The 15,211-nt window shown below is 73.8% G+C and carries 15 protein-coding genes; 10 read left to right on the forward strand and 5 right to left on the reverse strand.

Translation table 11 applies throughout. The features are described from left to right. Positions 1–157: 157 nt before the first annotated feature. The gene (locus tag V6U88_RS05185) at positions 158–3,760 is read right to left on the reverse strand and encodes an ATP-binding protein (protein WP_334450301.1); all 3,603 of its coding nucleotides are present in this window, start codon (positions 3,758–3,760) and stop codon (positions 158–160) included. A gap of 163 nt (positions 3,761–3,923) precedes the next feature. On the opposite strand from V6U88_RS05185, the gene V6U88_RS05190 reads away from it, so the two are divergent. Then, positions 3,924–4,133, forward strand: coding sequence for a hypothetical protein (locus V6U88_RS05190; RefSeq protein WP_334450302.1), 210 nt, complete (start codon positions 3,924–3,926; stop codon positions 4,131–4,133). Positions 4,134–4,188: 55 nt separating this feature from the next. Here V6U88_RS05190 and V6U88_RS05195 read toward each other — a convergent pair whose 3' ends face one another. Continuing rightward, positions 4,189–4,881 (reverse strand): Crp/Fnr family transcriptional regulator, encoded by a 693-nt coding sequence (locus V6U88_RS05195; protein ID WP_334450305.1) that lies wholly within the window; start codon positions 4,879–4,881, stop codon positions 4,189–4,191. A gap of 284 nt (positions 4,882–5,165) precedes the next feature. Here V6U88_RS05195 and V6U88_RS05200 point away from each other — a divergent pair, with 284 nt between their 5' ends. From V6U88_RS05200 to V6U88_RS05220, 5 genes are all read left to right on the forward strand, one after another. After that, positions 5,166–5,663, forward strand: coding sequence for a polyadenylate-specific 3'-exoribonuclease AS (locus tag V6U88_RS05200; protein WP_334450307.1), 498 nt, complete (start codon positions 5,166–5,168; stop codon positions 5,661–5,663). Between the two features lie 68 nt (positions 5,664–5,731). Then, positions 5,732–6,235, forward strand: coding sequence for a pyridoxamine 5'-phosphate oxidase family protein (locus tag V6U88_RS05205; protein WP_334450309.1), 504 nt, complete (start codon positions 5,732–5,734; stop codon positions 6,233–6,235). A 179-nt stretch (positions 6,236–6,414) separates the two neighbouring features. Beyond that, entirely contained in the window at positions 6,415–7,443 is a 1,029-nt protein-coding gene (locus tag V6U88_RS05210; RefSeq protein ID WP_334450610.1) for a 6-phosphofructokinase, read from the forward strand. A gap of 204 nt (positions 7,444–7,647) precedes the next feature. Next, positions 7,648–8,466 (forward strand): pyrroline-5-carboxylate reductase, encoded by an 819-nt coding sequence (gene proC, locus V6U88_RS05215; RefSeq protein WP_334450311.1) that lies wholly within the window; start codon positions 7,648–7,650, stop codon positions 8,464–8,466. A 118-nt stretch (positions 8,467–8,584) separates the two neighbouring features. Further along, positions 8,585–8,935 (forward strand): DUF2203 domain-containing protein, encoded by a 351-nt coding sequence (locus tag V6U88_RS05220; protein ID WP_334450313.1) that lies wholly within the window; start codon positions 8,585–8,587, stop codon positions 8,933–8,935. A 73-nt stretch (positions 8,936–9,008) separates the two neighbouring features. On the opposite strand, the gene V6U88_RS05225 is transcribed toward V6U88_RS05220, so the two are convergent. Both V6U88_RS05225 and V6U88_RS05230 read right to left on the reverse strand, forming a co-directional pair. Then, positions 9,009–9,689 carry a class F sortase gene (locus V6U88_RS05225; protein WP_334450315.1) on the reverse strand — a complete coding sequence of 227 codons (681 nt, stop codon included), beginning with the start codon at positions 9,687–9,689 and terminating at the stop codon, positions 9,009–9,011. Next, positions 9,686–10,552, reverse strand: coding sequence for a DUF4397 domain-containing protein (locus V6U88_RS05230; RefSeq protein ID WP_334450317.1), 867 nt, complete (start codon positions 10,550–10,552; stop codon positions 9,686–9,688). Before V6U88_RS05230 ends, V6U88_RS05225 begins: the two co-directional genes overlap by 4 nt. A gap of 143 nt (positions 10,553–10,695) precedes the next feature. On the opposite strand from V6U88_RS05230, the gene V6U88_RS05235 reads away from it, so the two are divergent. The 3 genes from V6U88_RS05235 (at position 10,696) to V6U88_RS05245 (ending at position 12,820) form a co-directional block, all read left to right on the forward strand. Continuing rightward, the gene (locus V6U88_RS05235; RefSeq protein WP_334450319.1) at positions 10,696–11,181 is read left to right on the forward strand and encodes a GNAT family N-acetyltransferase; all 486 of its coding nucleotides are present in this window, start codon (positions 10,696–10,698) and stop codon (positions 11,179–11,181) included. 9 nt (positions 11,182–11,190) lie between these two features. Continuing rightward, positions 11,191–11,739, forward strand: a complete 549-nt coding sequence (locus tag V6U88_RS05240; protein WP_334450321.1) for a GNAT family N-acetyltransferase — start codon at positions 11,191–11,193, stop codon at positions 11,737–11,739. Between the two features lie 277 nt (positions 11,740–12,016). After that, a complete protein-coding gene (locus V6U88_RS05245) occupies positions 12,017–12,820 on the forward strand; it encodes an SGNH/GDSL hydrolase family protein (RefSeq protein WP_334450323.1) in 804 nt (267 codons plus the stop codon). Positions 12,821–12,943: 123 nt separating this feature from the next. Here V6U88_RS05245 and V6U88_RS05250 read toward each other — a convergent pair whose 3' ends face one another. Continuing rightward, positions 12,944–13,432, reverse strand: a complete 489-nt coding sequence (locus V6U88_RS05250; RefSeq protein WP_334450325.1) for a glutathione peroxidase — start codon at positions 13,430–13,432, stop codon at positions 12,944–12,946. A gap of 142 nt (positions 13,433–13,574) precedes the next feature. On the opposite strand from V6U88_RS05250, the gene V6U88_RS05255 reads away from it, so the two are divergent. Beyond that, positions 13,575–15,200 (forward strand): glycosyl hydrolase family 18 protein, encoded by a 1,626-nt coding sequence (locus tag V6U88_RS05255; RefSeq protein WP_334450327.1) that lies wholly within the window; start codon positions 13,575–13,577, stop codon positions 15,198–15,200. The last annotated feature ends 11 nt before the right edge of the window (positions 15,201–15,211 follow it).

Consider the following 15,211-nt stretch of genomic DNA (forward strand, 5'->3'; position numbering starts at 1 on the left):
CCCGCCGCGCGACCGACCCGGTCCGCGGCGGGTTCGCGGGCCGACCGCCCCGGATCGCGGCGAGTCGGGCTCACCGGTCGGCCGGACACCCCGACTCGCCGCAATCGGGGTGGATCAGAGCCCGGCGGGTGGCGGCCGGACCGGTCGGGCCGGCAGGTCAGGAGGCCAGCGCGGGGCCGGCCTGCGGCACCGGGCCACGGGCCAGGTCCAGCAGGCCCGGGGCGTCGTTGCGCAGGGCGAAGGTGCGCACCTCGGCCAGCGGCGCCCGGGCCGCCGGGTCGTCGGCCAGCCTCAGCTCCGCCGCGGCCAGCGCCAGGGCCAGCACCCGGTCGGTGACGTCCGGGATACGTCCGTAGATCTCCGCCCCGGCCAGGTGCAGCTCGCCAGCGCGCCGGTGGTCGCCGTCCGCCCCGGCCAGCGCCCCGGTCACCGTGCGCAGCGCCGCCTCCGACCACGGGGTGCGGTGACCGACCTGGTCCAGCATCGTCCGGACCCGCACGGCGGCGTCCCGGCCGGCCAGCGTCGCCGCGTACGCCGCCGCAGCGATCCACTCGCCGCTGGCCAGCGCCGGCACGGCCGTCCACGCGTCGGCCAGCTCGTCCACCAGCGCGGCCGCCTCGTCGAGCCGGCCCTGCAACGCCCGGCAGAGCGCGGCCATCCCCAGCATCGTCCAGTACGGCCGGTGGAAGCCGCTGCGGCGGGCCGTCTCCAGCGCCGCCGCCACGTCGTCACGGTGCCGCTCCGCGCCCATCGCCGTCGCCCCGTCCGGACCCGACCGGTCCTTCCCGGCGGCCGGCAGCGGGCGCGGGGCCGGCGGCACCGGCTGGCCCCGCAGCACCAGCAGGCACGAGCGCAGCCCGCGCACCTGCATGTCCCAGCCGCCGGTGGGGGTGTCCACGAACGCGTCGGCGGCGGCCAGCAGCCGGCCGAAGTCCCCGTCGAAGTACGCCCGCATCGCCTCCCCGGAGTAGCTGGTGGCCAACGTCTGCCCGCTGCCCCGGGCGGCCGGCGCGGTCGACAGCAGCGCGTCGGAGCGCAGCCAGTCGCCCTCCTCGCGCAGCGCGAAGGCGAGGTTCTGCAACGCCCGGGGCAGGGCCAGCAGCTGCTGGGCCCGGCTCGCCTCGACCAGCGCGTGCAGCTCGTCCAGGCCGGCCCGGTCGCCGGCCTGGTAGCGGGCGGTGGCCGCGGTGATCCGGGCGTTGGTGCGGGTCTCCGCCAGCCCCAGCCGCTCGCCGATCCCGGCCGCCGTCTCGGCGGCGGCCACCGCCGCGTCCCGCTCGTAGTTGAGCATGTGCAGCCGGCCCAGCTCGGCGTGCGCGTCCGCCTTCTGCGCGCTGTCCGGCAGCGGCGCGAAGAGCGCGACCGCCCGGTCCAGGCAGGCCACCGCGGCGCTGCGGTCGGCGCGCAGCCAGGCCGCCTGGCCCAGCAGCGTCCAGGCCCGCGCGGCGCAGGCGTCGTCGCCGTGCGCGAGCAGCCGGTCGGCCAGCGCGTGCAACTGCTCCGGGCCGCCGCCGGAGAGGAACGCGTTGCCGTCCCGGTAGAACGAGATCTCCGTGCTCAGCAGCTCCAGTTGCAGCCGGTCGACCGGGTCGCTGTCGTCGGCCAGGCCGAGCGCCCGGCCCGCGTGGCTGGCCGCGGCCTCCAGCCCGTGCAACGCGTACGCGCGGCGGGCCGCCCGGTGCAGCGCCGCCCGGGCGGGTCCGGCGTACCGCTGGATCGGCATGCCCAGCGTCCGGGCGATCTCATGGGCCGCCCAGCGGTGGTGCGCCAGCACCTCGGCCAGGTCGGTGTCCCGGCTCTGCGACAGCGCGTCCAGCCAGCCCGCCGTCCGCTCGTGCCGGGCGACCCGCTCGGTACGCGGCAACCGCTGGTAGCAGACGTCCCGCACCAGCACGTGCCGGAACCGGAACTCCGGCTGCCCGGCCATCGTGGACGCGGCCTGCTCGTGCACGAAGTCGCGCTGCTCCAGCCGGCGCAGCGACCGCTCCACCGACTCGACCGGCTGGCCCAGCGCGGCGGCCACCGCGCCCGGCCAGAACTGCACGCCGACCACGGAGGCGGCCAGCAGCACCGCGCGGTCCTTGGCGTCGAGCAGGTCCACCCGGTTGGCGATGACCGCGTGCACGCTCTCCGGCATCGGCAGGTCGAGGTGCTTCTCCAGCGACCAGCCGCGCCCGGACTGGCGCAGCGCGCCCTGCTCGATCAGCATCCGCACGTACTCGTGGGCGTAGAGCGGATTGCCGCCGGCCACCTCGATCAGCGGGCTGAGCATGTCCGCGGAGAACGCGGCCTGGCCGAACATGTGCGCGTAGAGCGAGGCGATGCCGGTGTCGCGCAGCGGCGGCAGGGTGATCGTCACCGAGCCGGTGATGGTGCCCGCCCAGTGCGGGTCCCGGTCCACCAGCTCGGGGCGGGCGGTGCAGAGCAGCAGCAGCGGCACCTCCCGGGCGGCGGCGCCGAGCAGCTCGACGAAGCGCAGCATCGCGTCGTCGGCCCAGTGCAGGTCCTCGAAGACCAGCACGGTGGGACGGCGGGCGGCCAGCGCCAGCAGGAACCGGCGCCAGGCCGACTCGGTCTCCTCGGCGGGCAGCGCGACGCCGGGGAGCCCGACCAGCGGGCGCAGCGCGTCGACCAGGCGCTCCCGCTCGCTGGGGCCGACCAGCTCGGCCACCGCCGCGGCCAGCCGGCGCGCCGCGGTGGGCGCCGGGTCGGTGTCCAGGATGCCGGCCTCGGTCTTGACGATGTCGGCCAGCGCGGCGAACGTGACGTTCTCGCCGAACGGCGGGCAGCGCCCGGTACGCCAGCTCAGCGGCTCGTCGACCAGCCGGCCGGCGTGCTGGTACAGCTCACGGATCAGCCGGCTCTTGCCGATGCCGGCCCGGCCGAAGAGCGTCACCACCTGGGGGCGGCGGTCCCGCAACGACCGGTGCAGGGCGTTGACCAGCAGACCCAGCTCGTGTTCGCGGTCGATCAGCGGGGTGGTGTCCGGCTCCCGGTCGGTCGGCTGCCGGCGTACCGGGGACAGGGCCAGCCAGACCTCGGTGGGCGAGGAACGGCCGCGCAGGGTCACCGGCGGCTGCTCGGCGTAGCGGATGGCGTCCTTGGTCAGCGCGTGGGTGGTGCCGCAGACCAGCACCCCGCCGGGCGGCGAGACCGACTGCATCCGGGAGGCGGTGTTGACCACGTCACCGGCCACGATGGCCTGCCCGCCGTCGCGGGCGGCGGCCACGTCGACCAGCGCCTCGCCGGTCGCCACGCCCACCCGGAACCGCAGCTCGTCGGCGCCGGTGGGGGCGAAGCGGGTGAGCACCCGTTGCAGCTCCAGCCCGGCCCGGACGCAGCGCAGCGCGTCGGTCTCGGTGGCCACCGGGGCGCCGAACAGCGCCATCACCGCGTCGCCGATGTACTTCTCGACCACGCCGCCGTACTGCCCGACGACCCGCTTCGCGGCGGAGAAGAAGCCGGTCTGCATGCCGCGGACCTGCTCGGGGTCGGCGCGTTCGACGTACGGGGTGAAGTCGATCAGGTCGACGAAGAGGACGCTGACCCGGCGACGGTCCTCCTGAGGCGTGGCGACGGGCCGCCCCGATCCGGCGCGGGGCGCTCCGCAGGAGGTGCAGAAGACCGCGTCGGCGGCGAGCGGCCGCAGGCAGTGCGGGCAGAGCGCGCCCAGCTCCGTCCCACAGCCACCGCAGAAGCGGTCGCCGTCGGCGGCGGTACGTCCACAACGGTCACACTGCGCGGAGATGACGCCCTCCACTGGATGGGTGTGCTGCCGGTCGTCGTCGTCCGGCGTCCACCGCGAGTATCGCCGCTGCCGCCGCTGTCGGGTACCGGGCTGTTGGCTTGTGGACACTCCTCCGGCCGGTTGGGGGAGCTACATTCAGGCGGCCGAAATCCATCAATGATCAAGGGGAGAGATCATGGTGTACGTCAAGCTCGAGAGCGACTGGACCGACGGTGACGGCGTCGCCCACTCCGCGGGGGAGTCGGTCGACGTCGACGCCGCCACGCTGGCCGTGCTCCAGGCTGAGGGGATCGTCAGCGAGCAGTCCGGTGGCGGCAAGGACGGCACCGACTGGGCCGGACCGACCGGCACCAACTGGGCGGGGCCGACCAGCACCACCCCGTGAGCCGGCGGCGGTGAGCGACGCGGCCGGCGCAGCAGCGCCCGGCCGCGTCGTGCGGTCAGCGGTCGTTCATCCCCGCCCGGCGGCGCAGCGCCGACACGTCGGTGACCACGATCCGGCGACCCTCGGTACGCAGCCAGCCCCGGCTGGCGAAGGAGCCGATCGCCTGGTTGACGCTCTGCCGCGAGCCGCCGGCCATCTCGGCCAGCTGACTCTGGTTGAGCTCGATGGTGATCATCGGAGCCTGGCTCTCGCCGGCCAGCCGGACCAGGGTCTTGGCCACCCGCCCCGGCAGGTCCAGGAACACGTGGTCGGCGTTCTGCTCGGTCAGCCGGCGGATCAGGGCACCCAGCGAGCGCATCACCGCGTCCAGGATGCGCGGGTTGGAGTGCACCAGCTCCATGAAGGCGGGCCGGGACAGGGCCAGCGCGGCGCAGTCCTCGATCGCCTCGGCCGAGGCCGAGCGGGTTGAGGCGTCCAGCAGCGAGACCTCGCCGAGCACGTCCGGCGGCCGGATCACCGACAGCACCGCCCGCTCGCCGGTCGGCGCGGTACGGAAGACAGCCACCGCCCCCCGGCGCAGCACGATCAGCGACTCGCCCGGGTCGTTCTCCACGAAGAGCAGTTGGCCTTTGCGGTACGTGCGTGGCACCGCCGCGGCGATGACCCGTTGCCGCACCTCCGGCTCCAGCCCGGCGAACATCTCCACGCCCGTGAGGGCGTCACCCGGCTCCGGCAGGCGCATCTCCACGGCCCAACCCCTCCCCGGTCAAGGACCACAACTCGCTCACCGGGTGAACCTGACGGCCCCTGAAGAGGTGAACTGACACCGGGTTCGGCGTCCGGTAGCGGTACACATCAGATCATGACGGTCCAGTCGCTTGCTGTACACCCCTCAAATCGTCTGCGTGACGCCGCCGGTGGCCACCGGTCACCCTGCTGAGGTGCGGTTTCGCCCGCCGGCCGGTGGCCGGGAACGGCCGGGAACGCCACCCGGGCGGCGGGTGCCGTCGGCCGTAGGCGAGGATTGACGCGATGGTCTACCGCTATTTCTACGACTGCGAATTCATCGAGGACGGGCACATCGTCGACCTCGTGTCGATCGGTGTCGTCGACGAGTACGGCCGCGAGTTCTACGCGGTCTCCACTGAGTTCGACGACTCCCGCGCCGTGCCCTGGGTGCGGCGCAACGTGCTCGACAAGCTGCCCTCGCCGGCGGACCGCGCCTGGCGGTCCCGGGAGCGCATCCGCGACGACCTGTACGACTTCCTGATGGAACCGATCCGCGACCGCCCGGGCGAGCAGCTCGAACTCTGGGCCTGGTACGCCGCCTACGACCACGTGGTGCTGGCCCAGCTCTGGGGGGCGATGCCGGCGCTGCCCCGGGAGATCCCCCGGTTCACCAAGGAGTTGCGTCAGCTCTGGGACGACCGGGGTCGGCCGAAGCTGCCCGACGCCGACGCCGACCGGCACGACGCCCTGGTCGACGCCCGGCACAACCTGGCGCGCTGGCGGGCGATGACGCGCCGGTGAGGCTGCCGGGGGTTTGACCCGTTCTGTCCTGGGCACCGGTTCGACGAGCCGATGTGAGGGAGAGTCCGATGTCCAGTGACCCGACCGATGTCGCCGACGCCCGCCGCCGGGTGACCGAGCTGATCCGCCGCGCCCGGATCTGCATGCTGACCACCAGCGGAGTGGACGGCCGGCTGGTGAGCCGGCCGATGGGGCTGCAGGAGGCCGAGTTCGACGGCGATCTGTGGTTCTTCGCCTACGCCGACTCGGCCAAGGTGCGCCAGATCCGGGTCAACCCGGAGGTGAACGTCGCCTTCTCCGACCAGAAGCACCACGCCTGGGTGTCGCTCTCCGGCACCGCGCAGGAGGGCTACGACCGGGCCCGGGCCGAGCGGCTGTGGACCCCGGTCCTGAAGACCTGGTTCCCGGACGGCCTGGACACCCCCAGGCTGACGCTGATCAAGGTGCACGCCGGCTCCGCCGAGTACTGGGACTCACCGGGCGGCGCGGTGGTCAACCTGCTCGGGTTCGCCAAGGCGGCGGTCACCGGCAGGCCGCCGAGGGTGGGGGAGAACCACGAGGTCAGCTACTGACGGGTAGCCGGTTCGGCGGGTGGGACGGGCCGGGGCGCGGTGTCGGCGGACCCCCGCGCCGACTACAGTGCGCACTGACGGCCCGCCCCGGGCCGGCAACGGCGCCGATGGTCTGATCTGACACATATCCTGGGGCTTATCCGGGCTTCACCCTGATGCTCCAGGAGGATGAGCAGATCATGCGTATCGGCGTGCTCACCGGCGGCGGCGACTGCCCAGGTCTCAACGCGGTCATTCGGGCGGTGGTCCGCAAGGGCGTCGCCACTTACGGTCACGAGTTCGTGGGCTTCCAGGACGGGTGGAAGGGCCCGCTGGAGGGCCTGTCCCGGCCGCTGGGCATCGCGGAGGTCCGCGGCATCCTGCCGCGCGGCGGCACCATCCTCGGCTCGTCCCGGACCAACCCGTTCAAGATCGAGAACGGCGTCGAGCGGATCAAGGAGAACCTCGCCGCGCAGGGCGTCGACGCCCTGATCGCGATCGGCGGCGAGGACACCCTCGGCGTGGCCACCAAGCTGCACGAGCTGGGCGTCAACGTGATCGGCGTGCCGAAGACCATCGACAACGACCTCGGCGCCACCGACTACACCTTCGGCTTCGACACCGCGGTCAACATCGCGATGGAGGCCATCGACCGGCTGCACACCACCGCCGAGAGCCACCACCGCACCCTGGTGGTCGAGGTCATGGGCCGGCACGCCGGCTGGATCGCCCTGCACGCCGGCCTCGCCGGCGGCGCCAACGTGATCCTGCTGCCGGAGCGGCAGTTCGACGTCGACCAGGTCGCCGGCTACGTCGAGAAGCGCTTCCAGCACCAGTACGCCCCGATCGTGGTGGTCGCCGAGGGCGCCCAGCCGCTGGACGGCCAGATGATCCTGCACAACCAGGAGCTCGACTCGTTCGGCCACGTCCGCCTCGGCGGCATCGGCCAGTGGCTCGCCGAGCAGCTGGAGGCCAAGACCGGCAAGGAGGCCCGCACGGTCGTGCTCGGCCACATCCAGCGCGGCGGCACCCCGACCGCCTTCGACCGGGTGCTCGCCACCCGGCTGGGCCTCCAGGCGATCGACGCCGTGCACGAGGGCGACTGGGGCAAGATGGTCGCGATGCAGAGCACCGACATCGTCCGGGTGCCGCTGGCCGAGGCCACGGCTGAGCTGAAGACCGTGCCGCTGGAGCGGTACGCCGAGGCCGAGGTCTTCTTCGGCAGCTGATCGTCGGGACCGGCGGCGCGGCCCCCTGCCGCGCCGCCGCCACGCCCCGGCGTCGACGTCCCCGTCGATCTAGGGCTTGTCGCTGTTCATGAAGATCATTAGACGACGATTCGCCCTAGATCGACGGACGGACGGACGGGCCGGACGGACGGACGGGCCGGACGGGACGGCGGGCCGGACGGGCGGGGCGGGAGGAGGGCCGGGATGGTGGCGGCTAGGCACACCGTGGCGGTGATCGGCGCCGGCAAGATCGGCGAGTTGATGCTCTCCGGGCTGCTGCGCTCCGGCTGGCCGGTGGAGCGGCTGCTGGCCACCGCCCGGCGTCCGGCCCGCGCCGAGGAGCTGACCGCCCGGTACGGCGTACGGGTGGTCGACAACCTCACCGCGGTCGAGGAGGCGGCGGTGCTGGCGGTCTCGGTCAAACCGCAGGACGCGGCGACCCTGCTCGACGAGATCGGCCCCAAGGTCCCGCCGGACAAGCTGGTCATCTCGCTCTGCGCCGGCCTGCCCACCACCTTCTTCGCCCGTCGGCTGCCCGAGGGCACCCCGGTGGTCCGGGTGATGACCAACACCCCCGCCCTGGTCGACCAGGCGATGACCGCCATCTCGGCCGGCGTGCACGCCACCGGCGCGCACCTGGCGCTGGCCGAGGAGATGTTCACCCCGCTCGGCGCCACCATCCGGGTGCCCGAGTCCCAGCAGGACGCGGTCACCGCGCTCTCCGGTTCCGGTCCCGCGTACTTCTACCTGCTGGTCGAGGCCATGATCGACGCGGGCATCCTGCTCGGCCTGCCCCGGCAGGTGGCGCACGAGCTGATCGTGCAGACCGCGATCGGCTCCGCGGTGATGCTGCGCGACTCCGGGGAGCACCCGGTGAAGCTGCGCGAGGCGGTGACCTCGCCGGCCGGCACCACCATCTCCGCCATCCGGGAGCTGGAGAAGCACGGCGTGCGCGCGGCGCTGCTGGCCGCCCTCGAGGCGGCCCGGGACCGGGCCCGCGAGCTGGCCGCCCAGGCCGACTGAGACCGGCCGGGAGTTACCGGGCGCGCGAGCCGGCCCGTTCCCGCCGCCAGCCGGGGCACGCCAGCTGGCTGCGGTCTCAGGTCGGTCGGGAGCGGTCCCGGTGGCCCATACTTGCCGGGTGTTCACACTCGCCCAGGCCCGGCACCTGGTGGCCACCCTGCGTCCCCGCGTCGACGAGCTGATCCGGCTCCGCGCCGACCTCGCCGAACTCCGCGCCGACCTGGCGGGCTCGGGCGTTTCGGCGCTGGGCGGCCGGGCCGAGGTGAAGGCGCTGGAGGCCCGGCTGCACGCCGTGCTGGAGGAGCTGAACGGCCACGACATCCAGGTCAAGGGCATCGCCCCGGTGCTGCTGGACTTCCCCGGCGAACGCGACGGCCGGGCGGTGCTCTGGTGCTGGCTGGAGGGGGACACCGACGTGCGCTGGTACCACCGGACCGAGTGCGGCTTCGCCGGCCGCCGGCCGGTCTGACACTCGTCCGGGCCCGCCGCTCTGTGCCGCCGCAGTCCTGATCGGCGGAACAGGATCCGGGCCGGTCGGACGCTCAGCCGGCCGCCGAGCGGGGCAGCGGGTCGCCCGCCGCCTCGGCGACCGCGAAGACCACCACGTTGTCCCGGTAGTGGCCGGTGCGCCGGTCGAAGTCGCCACCACAGGTGACCAGGCGCAGCTCCGGGCCGGGGGTGGGGCCGTAGACCCGCGCGGTGGGGAAGGCGTCCTTGCGGGTGCGCAGCGACCCGGTGACCCGGAACAGCACCGGCCGGTCGCCGCGCCGGACCTCGATCCGGTCGCCCGCGCGCAGCTCGCCGAGGCGGGCGAAGACGGCCGGTCCGCGGCGGGAGTCGAGGTGGCCGGCGATCACCGCCGGTCCCGGGTCGCCCGGTGCGGGGCCGCCGCCGTACCAGCCGGCCCGATCGTGGTCGGCCGGCGGTACCAGTTGGCCGGCCGCGTCCAGCCCGAGCACCGCCAGCTCGGCGTCGACCCCGATCCGCGCGACGCGTACCCGGGTGGGTGGACCGTGCGGCGCGCGCGGCGGGGCGGCGGTCGTGGCGCAACCCTCGGCGCAGCCGGGCCGCCAGCTCGCCGGTGGCACCGGCCGGGCCTCGCCGGCCAGCCCGACCCCGGTGCCGGCGGCGAGGCAGGCCGCCGCGCCGGCCGCGACCAGCGCGGCCAGCGGCACCCGGCGGTCGCGGTGCCGCCGGATCGCGAAGCCGGGCCGGGTGATCACCAGACCAGCCGCCGCCGGCGTCGCACCAGCAGCGCCGCCCCGACCACCACGGCCGCCGCGAGCAGGCCGCCGGCGATCATCGGGTACGCCCCGAGCCCGCGCCCGGCCAAACCACCGGCCCCGGCCGGCACCCCGCCGGCCGGGGTGACCACCCCGCCCCGGGCGTCCTCGCGCAGCTCGGTGGCGAGCCCGCCGCGCTCGGCGTCCAGCACCAGCAGCGAGTAGACCCGGCCGCCGCTGAGGGTGACCTCGGTATTCGTGGTCGGGCCGTTGTCGCCGCCCAGCCGCAGCCGCCAGCGTCCCGGCTCGACCTCCCGGTAGTCGGTGGTGGTGGCGAAGCGGACCGCGTCGGCGATGGCCGGCCCGTCGGTCGCCGCGACGTCGATCACCGGCGCCCGGACCGACGCCTGCACCACGCGGACCTTGGCCTGCCCGGGCGCCGGGGCGCTGAGGTCGTCGACGAGCACCCGCAGGCCGAGGTCGGCGTGCCGGCCCACCCCGGCCACCGTGTACGCCGCGCCGGCATCGACGGCGACCTCGGTGGTGAGCACCGGCGGCTGGCTGGCCGGGGCGCCCGCCTCGCGCATAGCGACCGCGTAGCGCCCGGCGGGCAGGGTCAGGTACTCGGAGACCACGCCGTAGCCGACGGCGGGGAAGACCCGGGGCTCGGCCGCGCCCGGCGCGGAGAGGTAGACGTCCACGGCGGGCGTGTCGGGGGAGAGGTGCGCGAGGCGTACGTACCCGACGTCCGGTCCGGCGGCGGCCCGGGCGGGCGGCGCGGCGGCGGCGGTCAGCGCCGCGCCGAGCAGCAGCGCCCCGGTGGCGGCGACGAGCCGGCGGAGCACGGTACGGAGCGTGTACATGTCGCCTCCGAGGTGTAAGGGAACGGGTCGTAGAGTCTCGCGGGCGGGACCTCGGCGCAACCATGGGCGGGCGTGTCGCCGCGTGTCCGACCGATGGGGATCGGCTGCCGGGCCGCGCCGGCACGGTGCGGTACCGTCCGAGGATGATCAAGGTGCGGCGGGCCGGACCGGGGGACGCGGCGGAGATCGTCCGGCTGCGCGGGGTGATGCTGGCGTCGATGGACGGGGCGGAGCCGCCGCCCGGGCCGTGGCAGCCGGCCGCCCGGGAGGTGCTGCGCGAGCGGCTCGCCGACCCGGCGGAGACGATGGCCGTGTTCGTGGTGGACGCTCCCGACCGGCCCGGCGTGCTCGCCGCCTGCGCGACCGGCACCATCGACCGCCGCCTGGGCGGCCCCGGCAACCCCAGTGGACTCACCGGGTACGTCTTCAACGTCGTCACCGACGCGGAGTACCGGCGGCGCGGCTACTCCCGGGCCTGCCTGGCCGGGCTGCTGGACTGGTACCGAAACCGGGGCGTACGCAAGATCGACCTGCGGGCGTCGGTGGCGGGCGAGCCGCTCTACCGCTCGCTCGGCTTCCGGGACACCCCGGGCCCCACCCTGCGCCTGAGCCTGCCCGCCCCGTCCTGAGGAGTCCCCGTGTTCGCCCTGCCGTTGACCGCGACCGCCGAGCTGCGGCCGCTGTCGCCCTGGCACGCCGAGGAGTTCCTCGCCCATCTGGACCGGGCCCGGGAGCACATCTCGCCCTGGGTGGGGGCGTCCTTCGTGGCCACCGACCTCGACTCGGCCCGTGCCGTGCTGCGCCGCTACGCCGACCTGTGGGCGCGTGACGCCGGCGGCATCTGGGGCATCTGGGCCGACGGCGTCCTGGTCGGCGGGGTGATGTTCGTGTCGTTCGACGCCGCGCTCGGCGTCTGCGAGGCGGGCTGCTGGCTGGAGCCGGCGGCCGAGGGGCGGGGGCTGGTCACCCGCGCGGTCGGCCGGATCGTCGACTGGGCGGTCGGTGAGCGGGGCATCCGGCGGGTGGAGTGGCGCACCAACGCCGAGAACGCGCGCAGCATCGCCGTGGCCGGGCGGCTGGGCATGCGCCGGGACGGCACGCTGCGGCAGCTCTACCCGGGGCCGGCCGGGCGGATCGACATCGAGGTCTGGTCGGTGCTCGCCGACGAGTGGCGCTCCCCGGCCTGACCGGGCTCCCCGGCGTCGGTGCTCCCCGGTCCCGGCACCGCCCAGGGTGCAGCGTCGACGATCAGCTGTCGGCGTAGCGGCGCGCGGCGGCCGGTGCCGCGCGGACCTGCGCCGCATTCGTCGTGGCGGAATCCTTCACTGCCGATCGCGCTTACCGGCAAGGATTTGTATCAGTAAGGATCTATGGGCGCCTGACGCTCAATCGGTGATCTTCCGACGGGAATGCATCCGTTGATATCTATCTCTCACCACCACTTCCCACCCCCAGGAGTGCGACGTGCGGAGATCCCGTCTCGTGACCCTCGCCCTGAGCCTCGCCGCGTCCCTCGGCGTCACGCTCGGCCTCGCGGTGCCCGCCCAGGCATCCCCCAGCGACCAGTACGTCGCCCTCGGCGACTCGTACGCCTCCGGCGTCGGCGCCGGGAACTACACCGCCGAGAGCGGTTCCTGCCAGCGCAGCACCAACGCGTACCCGGCGCTGTACAACACCAACGTCAAGCCCGCCTCGTACCGCTCGGTGGCCTGCTCCGGGGCGACCACCACGAGCGTGACGAACACCCAGCTCTCCGCGCTCTCGGCGAGCACCACGCTGGTCAGCGTCACCGTCGGCGGCAACGACGTCGGCTTCGCCAACATCATGACCACCTGCGTGCTCCAGGGCGAGACGCAGTGCGTGGCCGCGGTGCAGGCCGCCGAGGACAAGGCCCGCGCGCAACTGGCCGGCCTGCTCACCACCGTCTACAACGGAATCCGGAGCCGGGCTCCCTCGGCCCGGGTGGTGGTCGTCGGCTACCCGGTCTTCTACCAGCTCGGCACGTTCTGCGTCGGGCTCAGCGCGACCTCCCGCGCGAAGATCAACGAGGGCATCAACCTCGTCGACGACATCACCCGCAACACCGCCGTGGCCGCCGGCTTCACCTTCGCCGACGTACGGTCGATCTTCGTCGGGCACCAGCTGTGCAGCTACGGGGAGAAGTGGCTGCACGCGTTGAACTACGTCAACATCGGCATCTCGTACCACCCGACGGCGGCCGGCCAGTCCGGCGGCTACTACCCGGTGTTCCGCTCGGCGGCCGGCTGACGGGTCACCGCCTCGTCGACCGCGCCGCGCCGCCCACCGACCGGTGGGCGGCGCGGTCTCGTCTGCTGACCACCGTGGCCGGTGCCACGCGACCCGGGCCGGTGCCACCGCCGGGTGGGCGGCTCAGGCCGGCAGGACCTTCTCGATGCCGGCCCGCAGCTCGGCGGAGTCCGGGGTGACCGTGGGGGCGAACCGGGCGGCGACCGTGCCGTCCGGCGCGACGAGGAACTTCTCGAAGTTCCACCGCACGTCCCCGGTGTGCCCCTCGGCGTCGGGGGTGGCGACCAGCTCCGCGTAGAGCGGGTGCCGGGCCGGCCCGTTGACGTCGACCTTCTCGGTCAGCGGGAAGGTCACGCCGTAGTTGACCTGGCAGAAGTCGCCGATCTCGTCGGCCGTGCCCGGCTCCTGCCCGGCGAACTGGTTGCACGGCACCCCGAGCACGACCAGACCCCGGTCGGCGTACGTGGTGTACAGCTCCTGGAGCCCGGCGTACTGCGGGGTGAGGCCGCAGCGGGAGGCCACGTTCACCACCAGCAGCGCCTTGCCCCGGTACGCGGCCAGGTCGGCCGGGCCGCCGGCCAGGGCGTCGATCTCGATGTCGAAGACGGTCATGCCGCGAGGCTACGCGTCCCGGCCGGCGTCCCGTCGCGGCCCACGACAAATCGATAAATGCACATCTTGACGAAGTGATGACAGCGTGAGTAGCGTCTCCCCATCTTCTGGAAAGTTTCCTAACTGTTGGAGGAGGTGCCACATGAACAGATCGCTCCGCCGCGCCCTCTGGGCCGGCGCCGTGGTCGCGCTGACCGTCGCTGCGGTGCCGGTGACCTCGGCGTTCGGCGCCGGCAGCGTGACCGCCACGTTCGCCAAGGCGCAGGACTGGGGGACCGGCCACGAGACCCGGGTGACCGTCGCCAACGGCTCCAGCGCCGGCGTCGACACCTGGCGCATCGAGTTCGACCTGCCGGCGGGCACCACCATCAGCAGCTCCTGGGACGCCGACGTCACCAGCAGCGGCAACCACTACGTCGCGGTCAAGAAGAGCTGGGCGGGCCCGCTCGCCCCCGGCGCCAGCTTCAGCTGGGGCTACAACGGCACCGGGGCGTACAAGGCGCCGCTGAACTGCACCATCAACGGTGCGCCGTGCGGCGGGGGCGGCACGCCGCCGCCGACCACCACCGCGCCGCCGACCACGACGCCGCCCACCACCACTCCGCCGACGACGCCGCCGCCGACCACCCCGCCGCCCACCACCCCGCCGACCGGGGGCAAGAAGATCGTCGGCTACTTCGCCGAGTGGGGCGTCTACGGCCGCAACTACCACGTCAAGAACATCCACACCAGCGGGTCCGCGGCCAAGCTGACCCACATCCTGTACGCCTTCGGCAACACCACCGGCGGGCGCTGCACCATCGGTGACAGCTACGCCGACTACGACAAGGCGTACACCGCGGCCGACAGTGTGGACGGTGTGGCGGACACCTGGGACCAGCCGCTGCGCGGCAGCTTCAACCAGCTGCGCAAGCTCAAGAAGATGTACCCGCACCTCAAGGTGATCTGGTCCTTCGGCGGCTGGACCTGGTCGGGTGGCTTCACCCAGGCCGCGCAGAACCCCGCCGCGTTCGCCGACAGCTGCCACGCCCTCGTCGAGGACCCGCGCTGGGCGGACGTCTTCGACGGCATCGACGTCGACTGGGAGTACCCGAACGCCTGCGGTCTCACCTGCGACACCAGCGGCCCGAACGCCTTCAAGAACGTGGTCAGCGCGCTGCGGTCGAAGTTCGGCTCGTCGGCCCTGGTCACCGCCGCGATCACCGCGGACGGCAGCAACGGCGGCAAGATCGACGCCACCGACTACGCCGGAGCCTCGTCGTACCTCAACTGGATCATGCCGATGACGTACGACTACTTCGGCGCCTTCAACGCGCAGGGCCCCACCGCCCCGCACTCCCCGCTCTACTCCTACACCGGCATCCCGCAGCAGGGCTTCAACTCCGACGCCGCGATCCAGAAGCTCAAGGCCAAGGGCATCCCGGCCAGCAAGCTGCTGCTCGGCGTCGGCTTCTACGGTCGGGGCTGGACCGGGGTCACCCAGACCGCACCGGGCGGCACGGCCACCGGCGCCGCGCCGGGCACCTACGAGGCGGGCATCGAGGACTACAAGGTCCTCAAGAACACCTGCCCGGCCACCGGCACCATCGCCGGCACGGCGTACGCCAAGTGCGGCAGCAACTGGTGGAGCTACGACACCCCGTCCACCATCGGCGGCAAGATGACCTACGCGAACAACCAGGGCCTCGGTGGCGCCTTCTTCTGGGAGCTCTCCGGTGACACCGGCAACGGCGAGCTGATCGGCGCCATCAAGGGCGGTCTCGGCTGAGCCGAGCGCCG

This window comes from Micromonospora sp. CPCC 205739, from assembly GCF_036906795.1.
Taxonomy (GTDB): domain Bacteria; phylum Actinomycetota; class Actinomycetes; order Mycobacteriales; family Micromonosporaceae; genus Micromonospora.

Coding starts and splice junctions, on each gene's coding strand:
- V6U88_RS05190 (WP_334450302.1), top strand. CDS start 3,924: ATGGTGTACGTCAAGCTCGAGAGCGACTGGACCGACGGTGACGGCGTC.
- V6U88_RS05200 (WP_334450307.1), top strand. CDS start 5,166: ATGGTCTACCGCTATTTCTACGACTGCGAATTCATCGAGGACGGGCAC.
- V6U88_RS05205 (WP_334450309.1), top strand. CDS start 5,732: ATGTCCAGTGACCCGACCGATGTCGCCGACGCCCGCCGCCGGGTGACC.
- V6U88_RS05210 (WP_334450610.1), top strand. CDS start 6,415: ATGCGTATCGGCGTGCTCACCGGCGGCGGCGACTGCCCAGGTCTCAAC.
- proC (WP_334450311.1), top strand. CDS start 7,648: ATGGTGGCGGCTAGGCACACCGTGGCGGTGATCGGCGCCGGCAAGATC.
- V6U88_RS05230 (WP_334450317.1), bottom strand. CDS start 10,552: ATGTACACGCTCCGTACCGTGCTCCGCCGGCTCGTCGCCGCCACCGGG.
- V6U88_RS05235 (WP_334450319.1), top strand. CDS start 10,696: ATGATCAAGGTGCGGCGGGCCGGACCGGGGGACGCGGCGGAGATCGTC.
- V6U88_RS05250 (WP_334450325.1), bottom strand. CDS start 13,432: ATGACCGTCTTCGACATCGAGATCGACGCCCTGGCCGGCGGCCCGGCC.
- V6U88_RS05255 (WP_334450327.1), top strand. CDS start 13,575: ATGAACAGATCGCTCCGCCGCGCCCTCTGGGCCGGCGCCGTGGTCGCG.